This is a genomic window from Mucilaginibacter aquariorum, from assembly GCF_024498135.1.
Lineage (GTDB): Bacteria > Bacteroidota > Bacteroidia > Sphingobacteriales > Sphingobacteriaceae > Mucilaginibacter > Mucilaginibacter aquariorum.
The window spans coordinates 1838532-1851780 of record NZ_JANHOH010000001.1 but is presented as its reverse complement, the minus strand read 5'-3'; the positions used below and the strand labels follow the sequence as shown (position 1 = coordinate 1851780).

The window sequence follows — 13249 nt, the reverse complement described above, 5'->3', positions numbered from 1 at the left end:
TAGACTGAAATGTTACTATGTTAGTCGGCAAGTCGACTCACCCCGCTCCGCTTTGCTTGCGACCCTCTCTGCTTCGCAAAGAGGGTGAAATTGCAAAACCCTCTTTACGCGAAGCGAAGAGAGGGCAGTCCAGCGTAGACGGTGAGTAAATAAGAAGTATGATTGGTTTGCACATCCTTAAAACAATTCTCAATTTAGCCCTTTCTATAATATAGATACCCACCCTCATGAACAAGCTCGCCAACTCCACCTCGCCATATTTATTACAGCATGCCAATAACCCGGTTAACTGGTACCCCTGGGGGGCAGAAGCCCTGCAGAAAGCAAAGGACGAGAACAAGCTGATATTAGTTAGCATTGGTTACTCGGCCTGCCACTGGTGCCATGTTATGGAGCACGAAAGCTTTGAGGATGAGGCGGTGGCTGCCGTTATGAACGAGTACTTTGTTTGTATAAAAGTTGACCGGGAGGAACGCCCCGACGTTGACCAGATCTACATGAGCGCCATTCAACTGATGAGCGGGAGGGGAGGCTGGCCATTAAATTGTATCTGCCTGCCCGACCAGCGGCCTATTTATGGCGGTACCTATTTCCGTAAAAACGACTGGACAAGCCTGCTGTTTAACCTGGCCGATTTCTACAAAACCAAACCCGAAGAAGCCGAAGATTATGCTGTACGCCTGACCGAAGGCATTAAACAATATGAATCTGTTGCTTTTGTAAAAGAGCAACCCGACTATACCAAAGCCGACCTGGAAGTTATCATGAATACCTGGCGCAGGTACATAGACCCGGTTGAAGGTGGGTTTGGTGGCGCGCCAAAATTCCCGATGCCAAATAATTCATTGTTTTTGATGCGCTATGCCCATTTGATGAAGGACGAAGGCCTGGCCGAAAATGTAAAGCTGACGCTGAAGAAAATGGCCTTTGGTGGTATTTATGATCACATTGGCGGGGGCTTTGCCCGCTACGCGGTTGACGGTGTTTGGCATGTACCGCATTTCGAGAAAATGCTTTATGATAACGGGCAACTGGTGAGCTTATATGCCGAGGCTTACACCTGGAACCCCGATCCGCTTTATAAAACCATTGTTGATGAGATCATAACTTTTATTGGCCGCGAACTTACATCGCCCGAAAATGGCTTTTACTCGGCGCTTGATGCGGATAGCGAGGGTAAGGAGGGCAAGTTCTATATTTTTACCAAGGCAGAGATCGAAGAGATACTGGGCGATGATGCCGACCTGTTCAATATCTATTACCACGTTACCGAAGATGGCAACTGGGAAGAGGAGCGATCCAACGTATTCTTCCGCAGGGAAGAGGATGCAGAACTGGCCGAAAAGCTTGGGCTATCGGTTGATGAATTAGTAAGCAGGATCAATACATCCCGCAAAAAAGTACTGGACGCCCGCAGCAAACGTATACGCCCGGGGCTGGATAATAAGATATTAGCATCGTGGAACGGCCTGATGCTGAAAGGACTTTGCGAAGCCTACCGCGCATTTAACAACCCCCAATATTTAGAACTGGCACTAAAGAATGCCGGGTTTATAACGGACAACCTGCTAAGCGGCGCTAAACTATCGAGGGTTTATAAAAAAGGGGCCTCCCTCTCCGAAGGAGAGGGCCGGGGAGAGGCCTCCTTCCTTGATGACTACGCCAATGTTATAGACGCTTTTATCACACTATACGAAGTTACCTTTAACGAGGTATGGCTGATACAGGCGCAAAAACTTGCCGACTATACTCTTGCCCATTACTATAATGAAGAAGGTGGGGTGTTTTTTTACACGGCAGATAATGACGAAATGCTCATCGCCCGTAAATCTGAAATTATGGATGGGGTGATACCTGCATCAAACTCGGTGATGGCGCGCAACCTGAAAAAGCTGGGCTTGTTTTTTGATAATGAAGGCTACCTGGAGGTATCGGCACAGTTACTGCGCAACATTGTTCCGCATTTGGCTAAGTATAGTACGGCCTATTCTAACTGGACGATATTGTTGCTTGATGAGGTTTTTGGTACTTATGAAGTTGCCATTACCGGTAACAATGCTGAAACAAAGCGCATTGAAATGGAACAAAATTACATTCCTAATAAAATTATGTTGGGTGGTAAGAATGGAAGTTTACCTTTGCTGGCTGAAAAATTTAATAACGATACCCGGATATTCGTATGCAGGGATAAAACCTGCGGTTTACCGGCCTACAATATCACAGACGCATTAAAACAAATAAATAATTAATTCCTTATACAAATAAACAGGTATTGAGATAACCCGGCTAACGCCAGGATGGAGTTCCAAACCTAAAAACAAACATTAGATGAAAATTCAACCACAACACGTAGTATCATTAACATACGATTTGTATGTTAAAAAAGAGGACGGAACAGAAGGCTTACAGGAAAGCGCAACACAAGAGCAGCCATTAACCTTTTTGTTTGGTGCCGGGCAAATGATACCAAAATTTGAAGAGGAATTAAGCACCCTTTCAACCGGTGATACTTATGATTTCCGTATAACTGCATCAGAAGGTTATGGCGAGTTTGATGAAGAAGCTGTAGCTAACCTGCCTTTAGAAATGTTTAAAGGAACTGATATGCCGCAAGTTGGCGAGGTTTTACCTTTACAGGATAACAATGGCAACCGTTTCAAGGGCCAGGTTGTATCTATCACCGAAGATTCAGTTATAGTTGACCTTAACCACCCAATGGCAGGCCAGGAATTGCACTTTAAAGGTGAAATATTAAACGTTCGCCCGGCAACACCCGAAGAACTGTCACACGGCCATGCACATGGTCCGGATGGCCATCACGCTCATTAATATCACAGTAAATATTCTTATAGAGAGACGCGATCATCGCGTCTCTTTTTGTTTAAGGGCAATTGTTAAAGATGGGGGCAAGAAATATCTATTCGTAGTCAAGATGCCATCTGTTATTAACAACACAACGTATAAGAATACGGCAGGCAATTGGCTCGCCGTTTAATTTGGCGGGAATAAATATAACATCTGCCGGGTCGGGTAGCTTAATGTTCATGTTTACGGTTTTAAAAGGCTGGGTATATGGATAGGCCGTTAAAGTTACTTTGAAAACTGCTAAGCGGCCACCGGGGCTCACCAGCAGTTCAACCACAGCTGTAATAGCATCTCTGTCAATTTCTCGATATTCTTTAGGTAAGGTAAATAAGGTTAGATAAGGTAAATAACCATAATATATCCCACCTATTTTAACGGGCTTGGTAACCTTATCACCGGGGTTAAGCGTTTTGTCTACAAAATACCGCAGGTGCGATGTAGTATCTTCGGGCGCTTCGTAAAATAACCTGCCGGTAGAATAATCGTACGTTTGAATTATGGTGCCTTTCGGGTCAGTAAATTTCCATAATCCAATTTTTTTGTCGTTTTCATACATGCCGCTGGCTACAGGGATCTTGTTTTTATACAAAGCCTTGAATAAGCCCTGCCTTGTATTTACATCGCGGGCCAATACTTTAAAAACTTCGGTAACATCGCCGGATATTTTCCTTTTTATTTCAAGGGTATCCTGGGCATAACAATTGTTTACGATTAAAATAACGGTAAATAGTAGTAAGTAGCGTTTTAGCATTTTTAGATCTAATTATTCATCGGCTTTGTTAATATACTCAATGGCCGGGTTTATTTTTTGGAGGTCGGCAATAAAATCATCCTTTTTTACCGGAGAGATAACCACAGAATCGTACTTGTTATAAAACACCTCTAACCTATCAAAGGATAAGGCAGGCGCGCTTAAAATAGTATGGCAGGGCACTATCTTTTTTATGCTTTCGATAGGAATTGACCGGTTTAATAAAAAGCCGGACTTTACCTTCAATATATTATTGCTTATAGTGTAGCAGGTGTTAAACACAATAGGGAAAACAATTACACCGGTTAAAGCCAGGCAAACTATGGCTGGTAAATAAAGGTTATGAAAGAAGTAGCTGATCTCAATTATGATGAGCAAAGCTATCACTACATATATAATAAACCCCTTTTTTGAGGGGTAAACTTTATCCCCGGTTATCATTTTATAAAGATAGATAAAAACCTAAAATTAATTACCACGACGACCGCCGCCACCACCACCGCGCCTACCGCCGCCGCCATTACGGCCACCACCTTGCCTGCCCGCGAATTTTTGCAGGCGCATAGTAAACGTAAGCATAAAGTATCTGCCCAAACGGTTGGTGCGGGTATCTATGATCTGATTACCACTAACAACGCGCGATACGCCTGTGTTTTGATTAAACATATCAAATGCCTGGAACCGTAATGCAGCCAAATGGTTTTTCATAAACTGATATTCTACATAGGTACTCAGCAGCGTAGGGTTGGCCTTAACCGTACTGCTGAAACCATGGGTAATGGTTTGGGTAAGATTATAACCTAAAACCAGGTTGTTAAAAAAGTAGTTGCGGCCATCCAGCCCAAATGTCCAGGTTTTAGCATCGGTACTAATTTGTGATTGGCTGTAGCGGGTAGTGTTAATGCTGTAATTGCCGCTTATTTCGGTATCCATCAGGCTGTCAAGATCTACCCGCAGTTTGGCACCCTGGTTAAACACCCAGTTTTTACCCAGGTTACGTTCCCCGCCTAAATAGTTGATGTTATTGTTAAAGTTTGCCCCACCATTTAAAGTTACGGTGTACTTACGATTGGCAAATGGTTTTGAAAAAGCATAATTACCGTTTGCAGAATAATAACCGTTGGTATTCAAATAGCGCGTTTCCTGCGTGGTGCTGGTGCTATCGTTGCCGCCTGGAATTATCAGCGGCTGCGAATTTGTCACAATTTTATTTTGGGTGGAGGTGAACGATAAGTTGGTAAATAAGGAGTTGCCACTGGCAATATCAAACTGGTTATATCGCAGGCTTATGTTGTTGTTAAATTCGGGTTTTAGGTCGGGGTTACCATACACCCTGTTTTGCGGGTTCGAAAGATCTGGCTGTAATTGTAGTTGCGTAAACGACGGCTGGTTATTGGTGCCCGAATAATTTATAGATAAAGAGTGGTTCTTTTTAAAGTTATAAATGAACCTTGCAGTAGGGATGTAATTAAATGTATTGGTAGATGTAGCAAAATTATGCGATTCGCCATTTAACGTAGCCGGCTGTACCGCCATACCCACCGTGTAGTTATACTTAGTATGTATCCCCCGTATATTTAACCCAAAGCGGTTGGTTATAAATTGATAGTTATAAATAGTACTTAACGAGTCTACATAGGTTTCTGCACCGCTAACCGGGTCAACCTTATAGTTATAGCGGTTATTATCTGTTTTGGAATAGTTGTAGGCGTAATTAGCTTCCAGGTAAGTGGTTTTGCCAATAGGCTCGGTATAGCTTAAGCTGATATTGCCCCGCATAGCATTGTTGTTGGTGTTGATTTGCTGGTAGGGTGGTATTGTAGGGTCTTGCGGTTGTGTAATGTATTGCTCGTCCAGGCCCTGCGTGTTCTTTGAAAAGTTAAGGCCGGTGTTTATGCTGAAATTGCGCCCTTTCTTTTTAAATTTATGGTTATACAAAAAGCTTATCCCGCCACTTGGCGATGAAGCATTGGTTATTGCCAGCTCATTACCGTTTATCCGTATGTTTTTACGTGTATTGCTAAAAGTATCTGTGTTGGTAGTGTTTGATGAGTTGTACGAAAAGCTGGGATTTATTTTGAGGTAGTTGGCGGTATCAATACGATACTCCATATTAAAATCAAAGCGGTGATTAATATTGTTACTGCGCCCTATACTGTTATCGTTATTAATAATATCGCCGGTTTGAAAATGGTTTTGTGTTTGCGATGTACTGGTTGTTAGGCGGTCCCGGTCAGCAAAACTGTAACTGCCGTAAACCGTTATCTTTTTACTCCAATCGTTCCGGTAATTAAACCCTATAGACCGATTAGTGGTAATGCCATTGGCTGTGCTTACGCCACCACCTGCATTGCTGCCACCACCACCGCCGCCGCGTCCACCACCTCCGCCACCGGTAGCCAAGTTAAACGAATTGGTATTTGTGTTATTCAGCGTGCCGATAACTGATATCTGCCTGTCCTCTTTAAACGCGTTGGCAGATAATTTGGCAATATACCGGTCGTCGTTGCCCGCGCCAACGGTTGCCTGGCCAAATTTGCCCGTACGTTTACCCTTCTGAATGGTAATGTTCAATATTTTATCAGGTTCGCCGGTTTTTATGCCGGTAAGGTTGGCCTGGTCGCCATAATCATCAATCACCTGTATGTTCTCTACAATATCCGCAGGTAAGTTTTGAGTGGCGGTTTGCACATCACCGCTAAAGTAATCCTTGCCGTTTACACGTACTTTGGTTACCTGCTTGCCATGGGCAGTAACATTTCCATCCTTATCAACAGTAATGCCCGGCATCTTCTTTATCAGATCCTCCACCTGCGAACCTTCCCTTACCTTATAGGCCGCGGCATTATATTCAACAGTATCTTCTTTAATAACAATAGGGTTAATAGCAGTAATGTTCACCACGCTCAGGTAGTTCATCTGTATCTTTAGCTTGATGGGGGCAAGCTGGATAGGCTTGGTATCATTATCCATTACATATTTTCGCGTATATACCTGGTAGCCCAGGCCAGAAACGGTGATCTTAAAGTTCTTCGATCTTACTTCGGGGAAGCTGAACACACCTTTCATATCACTTGCCACAACTACACTGTCTGCATCTGAAGTTAATTTGACGGTAACACCAGCCACGGCACCCAGTGTATCTACTATTGTTCCGCTAACTGCGCGGGGTTGCTGGGCATATAGGCGTTGTGTAAAAAAGCAACTAAATAAAATGATGGATAAGGTAATAAGTAGATATTTTGCCATGGCATTTAAAATATTTAGCCTAATGACAGTGAATGTATTGGGAAGTTTAACAATTGCGCCAATGTCATACAAATGTTGCAATAAGGCAGACATTTTAATGACAATTTAATTATTTATTAATTTTTTTAACGGTATTTCAAAACTTTTGGTTAACTTTAATGCGCAAATCCCCGTATAACCCGATTGATTAAAATAAACTCCCGATACTAAATGGCATTTATACACGACGTGCTGGAAGAACCATCTTACGGATGGAAGGATGCTAATGGCGAACTTTCTAAGCCAACCCCCAGACAAATCTTTTCTGAATTTTTTTCGAGATTAAATATTTTCAGTAACAAAAAAAACTGGCTTTCTTTTATGAGCTGGGCTATGGTTTTGTGCCTTACGCCTTTTTTGTTCCTGTTTATATTTAAATATTTTAGCATTACAGGTTTAGTTATAGCCTTTGTTTACAGCATGATTGTAATGGGTACCCATGGTACTATATGGTATCACAGGTACTGTACCCACGGTGCTTTTAAATTCAAAAACAATTTTTGGCGTTTCTTCACCCAAAATCTTACCCTTAAAATTATCCCGGAAGAGATCTATGCGATATCGCACCACGTGCACCACGCATTATCTGATACCCCCGGCGATCCGTACAACGCGCAAGGCGGTTTCCTGTATTGCTTTTTAGCTGATGCAAATCACCAGCCGGTTAACCGTAACCTGGATGAAAAAGGATACAACCGTTGCCTTACTTTAATGAAGCATACCGGTGTTACCTGTAACACTTATGCCCAGTACAAAAAATGGGGATCGGTAGCTAATCCGTTCCACATGATTCTGGGTGTTATTGCTAACTGGGCATTTTGGTTTACAGCTTTTTACCTGCTTGGCGGTATGGGTTTAGCTTGTGCCATATTTGGCGCGGCAGGCTTTTGGGCCGTTGGTGTACGTACCTTTAATTACGAAGGCCACGGAAAAGGCGAAGATAAACGCCGCGAAGGTATTGATCATAACCGTAAGGATATGTCGGTAAACCAGCTTTGGCCCGGTATAGTTGCAGGCGAATGGCATAACAACCACCACTTGTTCCCAAAAAGTGCACGTTCGGGTTTTAAACCACACCAGGTTGATAGCGCGTGGTATTACATTAAGTTTATGCACATGATAGGCGCGGTAAGCCATTATCACGATTCAAAAAAGCAATTCTATAAAGAGCATATTAAAGAAAAGGTTAAAAAAATAACCGAACCTGTGTTTTGCCCAACAACGGGGAAGCAGATATTTGCTACAGAACGTGTTTAACAATTTATGATACTATTTTAACCTTATTAATAAGTTTAAATAAAAAAGGGATGCGAAAGCGTCCCTTTTTTATTTAAAAGCAATTTTTACACTGTGATTTTTACAAATGAATATATAACTTAGTCAACCAATTATACATAACCTAATAATCTGATGTGTAAAAAAGCTATTTGTTTATTTGTCGGCTTGCTGGCAATGGCTGTATTTGCTACAAGCGGGTATTCTCAAACTAAAGCAATTGGCATTTTTGATGGTAATACAGATATAGGTACAGTAAAGCATAAAGGCAACGTTGAATATGATGCCCAAACACAGCAATACACCGTTAGCGGATCAGGAGCAAATATTTGGTTTGATAAAGATGAGTTCCATTTTGTGTGGAAACGCATAAAGGGTGATTTTATACTGCGCACAAATGCGGAGTTTATAGGTAAAGGTACCGAGGCACACCGCAAATTCGGTTTAATGGTGCGCAAAACATTAGATGGTAAATCCCCACATATCAATGCTGTTGTTCATGGCGATGGGTTAACTTCCTTACAGTATCGCAAAGCTGTGGGCGATAGTACTAAAGAGCAAAAATCCGCGATTACTTCGGCCGGTGTTATCCAGCTGGAAAGAAAAGGAAGCACCTACATAATGTCGGTGGCCCGCAAGGGTGATGTTTTTGGCCCCGAAGAAAAGATCGATCTTGACCTGGGTGATGAAGTATATGTAGGCATATTTGTTTGCTCGCATAACGCGGATGTTGTAGAAAAGGCAACGTTTAGTAATGTACGCATCGTTGCGCCGGCCCCGCCGGATCTTGTGCCTTATAAGCAATATTTAGGCAGTAGTATCGAGATACTGGATATGGCAACGCAAAACAGCCGGATCATTTATCAGTCGCCAAAATCATTACAGGCACCAAACTGGATGCTCGACGGCAAATCGCTTATCTATAACAGCGACGGTTCGTTATATAAATTTAACCTGGCTACCAATACTCCAACCGTTTTAAACACCGGTATCGCTAAAAATAATAATAACGATCATGTGCTTTCTTTTGATGGCAAATGGCTCACCATTAGTAGTGGCGATGGCGGCCCGTCTATAGGTTATGTTGTTCCTGCCAATGGGGGCGAGGCTCGTAGGGTTACCGTTACCGGTAAAGGTGCATCGTATATGCACGGCTGGTCGCCTGATGGCAAATATCTTGTGTTTTGCGGCGAACGTAATAAGGAATACGATGTATATCGTGTGCCGGTTGCGGGCGGCCCCGAAGAAAGGCTGACCAACACTCCCGGTTTAGATGACGGCCCGGAGTATACACCTGATGGCCAATATATCTACTTTAACTCCGTACGGTCTGGCCTGATGCAGGTTTGGCGAATGAAAGCCGACGGCTCCGAACAAACACAGATCACTAATGATGATAATAACAACTGGTTTCCGCATGTATCGCCCGATGGTAAGTGGATAGTATATATCACCTTCCTTAAAAGCGAGGTTGCCCCCGGTGATCACCCCTTTTACAAACACGTTTATTTACGTGTAATGCCAGTAGGCGGCGGCCCCTCAAAAGTAGTTGCCTATTTATATGGCGGCCAGGGCACTATCAATACACCATCGTGGTCGCCTGATAGTAAGCATATTGCGTTTGTAAGTAATACCAGTTTGTTATTTCCGGCGTTTCCTATAAGTAAGAACTAAATTCAACTAAATTATAAATCTCAACTAAAATGACATCATCCCGCAGAACTTTTTTAAAAAACAGCGCTATTGCGGCTACTGCAGCAGCTTTAATGCCTAATAATCTATTTGCAGCACCTGCCAGAATACAAAGAGTAGGCATTCAGCTTTACTCGGTACGCGATGCGATGAAGGTTGACCCGGCAGGTACTTTAAAGAAACTGGCCGCTATGGGTTATCAGCATGTAGAGCACGCTAACTATGTAGACCGTAAATTTTACGGCTGGACAGCTAAAGAGTTTAAAAAGGTACTGGATGATCTGGGCCTGCAAATGCCAAGTGGACACACCGTAATGACGCCTCAGCATTGGGATGCAGAGAAAAACGACTTTACCGATGCATGGAAATATACAGTTGAAGACGCTGCTTATATGGGCCAAAAGTTTGTAATAAGCCCCTGGATGGATGAAAAAGTACGCCATGATACCGACCTGCTAAAACGCACAATGGATCAGTTTAATAAAAGCGGCGAGCTTTGCCAAAAGTTTAACATGAAGTTTGGGTATCATAACCACGATTTTGAATTTACAACCATGGTAGGTGATATACGCCTGTTTGATTATATAATGCAAAACACCGACCCTAGTAAGGTTTCGCAGCAGTTGGATATTGGTAATATGTACGGGCGCGAAAACGATGCCATCTCTATTATTAATAAATATCCCGGCCGTTTTGTATCTATGCACGTTAAGGACGAAGTAAAAAGCGCGGATAAAAACGAAGGTACCGGTTACGAAAGCACCATATTAGGCAAGGGCGTTTTACCGGTTAAAGAGGTTTTAAAAGCAGCTAAAAAAACCGGTGGTACCGTATACCTGATCATCGAACAAGAGTCCTATCAGGGACTTGACCCACTTGATTGTGTAAAAATTGATTTACAAACCATGAAAAAATGGGGATATTAAGAGTTTAAAAGCTATCTTTCAATCTTCTAATTGTATTTATAACACTAACCTAAAAAAATTGAATTTAAATATGAACCGGCGTGTTGCAATAAGGAACATGGCCCTTATTTTAGGCAGCGCGGCAGTATTGCCATCGTGCTTAAATGATAAGGGTAAACCTGTTGTGCAGTTAAAGCACCTTAAGATCGACGCCGATCAGGAAAAGCTGGTGAATAACCTTGCCGAAACCATCCTGCCAAAAACAGATACCCCGGGTGCGGGCGAACTTGGTATTAACCTGTTTGTTTTTAAGATGATAGACGACTGTTATGATAAAGAACATCAGCAGGACTTTATTACCGGCTTAGGTGATTTTGCTGCCGAAGCCAAAAAACAATTAGGTAAATCTTTTAATGAGTGTACCGCTAAAGAGCGCACTACATTTGTAAGCACTGTAGATAAAAACAGCAGTGGCGAGAAATATAAGGATAATACAAAGCTGATTGCTTTTTACAGGATGGTAAAAGATCAAACAGTATTTGGATACACCACATCCAAATATTTTATGACAAAGCAAATAGTTTATGAATTGGTACCCGGAAGGTATAACGCATACTTTCCTGTTAAAAAGCATGCAGCAGTATAATGGCTAATTTAAATATAGATAGTGTTAAGGACCGTACGTTTGATGCCATAGTTATAGGATCGGGTATGAGTGGTGGCTGGGCTGCCAAGGAATTTACAGACAAAGGCTTAAAAACCCTTGTACTGGAGCGTGGCCGCGATGTAAAGCATCTAAAAGATTATCCAACAACAAATTTATATCCCTGGGAATTTCCGCATCATGGCGTATTGCCTGATGATGTGCAAAAGGCAAACCCTATAGTAAACCGTTGCTATGCCTTTGGCGAAGATGCGGCACATTTCTTTGTAAAGGATGCCGAGCATCCATACGTTCAGGAAAAACCGTTTGATTGGATCCGCGGATACCAAACAGGTGGTAAATCCTTGCTATGGGCCCGCCAAACCCAACGCTGGAGCGACTTTGATTTTGAAGGCCCGGCACGCGATGGTTTCGCAGTAGACTGGCCTATCCGCTATGCAGATATTGCACCGTGGTACAGTTATGTAGAAAAGTTTGCAGGGATCTCTGGCAATCGCGATGGTATCCCGGAATTACCGGATGGCGAGTTTTTACCCGCTTTCCCGCTGAACGCCGTGGAAACCTTTTTTAGCAATCACGTTAAAAAAACCTACAAGAACAGGCATGTGATAAGCGCGCGTTGTGCACACTTGTCAAAGCCAAACCAAATACATTTAGACCAGGGCAGGGGCCAGTGCCAGGAACGTACATTGTGCCAGCGTGGCTGCCCGTTCGGCGGGTATTTTAGCGCCAACTCATCTACAATTCCATGGGCGTTAAAATCCGGCCATTGTACATTACGGCCGCATTCGGTTGTCGAGTCTATCATCTATGATGAGAAAAAAGGCAAAGCAACAGGTGTAAGGGTTATTGATGCAAATACAAAAGAGGCTATTGAATACTATGCCAACGTTATTTTTGTTAACGCGGCAGCTTTAAACAGTAACCTTATTTTGCTTAATTCAACATCAGGCCGTTTCCCTAATGGTTTGGGTAATGATAGCGGTACATTAGGTAAATATGTAGCTTTCCATAACTATTCGGCACATATAAATGCCGAGTACGATGGCGCTAAAGAGTGGACAACTGATGGGCGCAACCCTGCAGGCGGTGGTTATATCCCTCGTTTCAGGAACGTTTACAAACAGGAAACAAACTTTTTACGCGGTTACGCGGCAGGCTTTAGCGCTTATCGCTGGCAACAAAACAGCAGTGATGGCATAGGCCAGGACCTAAAAAATAACCTGGTTAAAAAAGACCTGAGCGGCTGGCATGTAGGTTCGCACATGATGGGCGAAACCATCCCTAAAGAAACAAATTACGTTGCGTTAGATAAATCATTGAAAGACCCATGGGGGATACCTCAATTGAAAATTTCTGTTGATTATGACGATAACGACGAAAAAATGAAAAAGGATTACGTGGAGCAAATGACAGAGATGTTTACATCGGCCGGTTTCACAAATATCAAGGCATCAACAGACCATAGGGCGCCGGGGCTTGATATTCATGAAATGGGTGGTGTACGGATGGGTAACGACCCAAAAACATCAATGTTGGATAAATGGCACCGCCTGCACGCCTGTAAAAACGTTTACGTTACAGATGGAGCGAGCATGACATCAACCAGTTGCCAAAACCCATCGCTTACTTATATGGCATTTACAGCCCGCGCGGTTGACCATGCAATAGGCGAAATGAAGAAAGGAAATGTTTAAGCAGATGGCAGTTTGCAGCAGGTAGATTACAGTTTGCAATGGATGGCTGCCAACTGCTAACTAAAAACTGCCAGTTTACGCATTGTGTGTAAAAAACACAATGAAAAAAAGA

10 protein-coding genes are annotated in these 13249 nt (G+C 42.8%); 7 read left to right on the top strand and 3 right to left on the bottom strand.

What is annotated here, in order from left to right; translation table 11 throughout:
* Positions 1-227: 227 nt before the first annotated feature.
* Together NPE20_RS07870 and NPE20_RS07865 are read left to right on the top strand one after the other, a co-directional pair.
* Entirely contained in the window at positions 228-2249 is a 2022-nt protein-coding gene (locus NPE20_RS07870) for a thioredoxin domain-containing protein (RefSeq protein WP_256538067.1), read from the top strand.
* Between the two features lie 79 nt (positions 2250-2328).
* The gene (locus NPE20_RS07865) at positions 2329-2829 is read left to right on the top strand and encodes an FKBP-type peptidyl-prolyl cis-trans isomerase (protein ID WP_256538066.1); all 501 of its coding nucleotides are present in this window, start codon (positions 2329-2331) and stop codon (positions 2827-2829) included.
* An 88-nt stretch (positions 2830-2917) separates the two neighbouring features.
* Here NPE20_RS07865 and NPE20_RS07860 read toward each other — a convergent pair whose 3' ends face one another.
* Genes NPE20_RS07860 through NPE20_RS07850 form a run of 3 tightly spaced genes read right to left on the bottom strand, consistent with a single transcriptional unit; the run spans position 2918 to position 6865 of the window.
* Positions 2918-3616, bottom strand: a complete 699-nt coding sequence (locus NPE20_RS07860; RefSeq protein WP_256538065.1) for a toxin-antitoxin system YwqK family antitoxin — start codon at positions 3614-3616, stop codon at positions 2918-2920.
* Positions 3617-3628: 12 nt separating this feature from the next.
* The gene (locus tag NPE20_RS07855; protein WP_256538064.1) at positions 3629-4057 is read right to left on the bottom strand and encodes a PH domain-containing protein; all 429 of its coding nucleotides are present in this window, start codon (positions 4055-4057) and stop codon (positions 3629-3631) included.
* A gap of 27 nt (positions 4058-4084) precedes the next feature.
* Positions 4085-6865, bottom strand: a complete 2781-nt coding sequence (locus NPE20_RS07850; RefSeq protein ID WP_256538063.1) for a TonB-dependent receptor — start codon at positions 6863-6865, stop codon at positions 4085-4087.
* A gap of 210 nt (positions 6866-7075) precedes the next feature.
* On the opposite strand from NPE20_RS07850, the gene NPE20_RS07845 reads away from it, so the two are divergent.
* The 5 genes from NPE20_RS07845 (at position 7076) to NPE20_RS07825 (ending at position 13137) form a co-directional block, all read left to right on the top strand.
* A complete protein-coding gene (locus NPE20_RS07845) occupies positions 7076-8161 on the top strand; it encodes a fatty acid desaturase (RefSeq protein WP_256538062.1) in 1086 nt (361 codons plus the stop codon).
* A gap of 153 nt (positions 8162-8314) precedes the next feature.
* The gene (locus NPE20_RS07840; RefSeq protein ID WP_256538061.1) at positions 8315-9853 is read left to right on the top strand and encodes a TolB family protein; all 1539 of its coding nucleotides are present in this window, start codon (positions 8315-8317) and stop codon (positions 9851-9853) included.
* A gap of 29 nt (positions 9854-9882) precedes the next feature.
* Positions 9883-10797 carry a sugar phosphate isomerase/epimerase family protein gene (locus NPE20_RS07835; RefSeq protein ID WP_256538060.1) on the top strand — a complete coding sequence of 305 codons (915 nt, stop codon included), beginning with the start codon at positions 9883-9885 and terminating at the stop codon, positions 10795-10797.
* 70 nt (positions 10798-10867) lie between these two features.
* Positions 10868-11422 (top strand): gluconate 2-dehydrogenase subunit 3 family protein, encoded by a 555-nt coding sequence (locus tag NPE20_RS07830; RefSeq protein ID WP_256538059.1) that lies wholly within the window; start codon positions 10868-10870, stop codon positions 11420-11422.
* A complete protein-coding gene (locus NPE20_RS07825) occupies positions 11422-13137 on the top strand; it encodes a GMC oxidoreductase (RefSeq protein WP_256538058.1) in 1716 nt (571 codons plus the stop codon). Before NPE20_RS07830 ends, NPE20_RS07825 begins: the two co-directional genes overlap by 1 nt.
* Positions 13138-13249 lie beyond the last annotated feature (112 nt).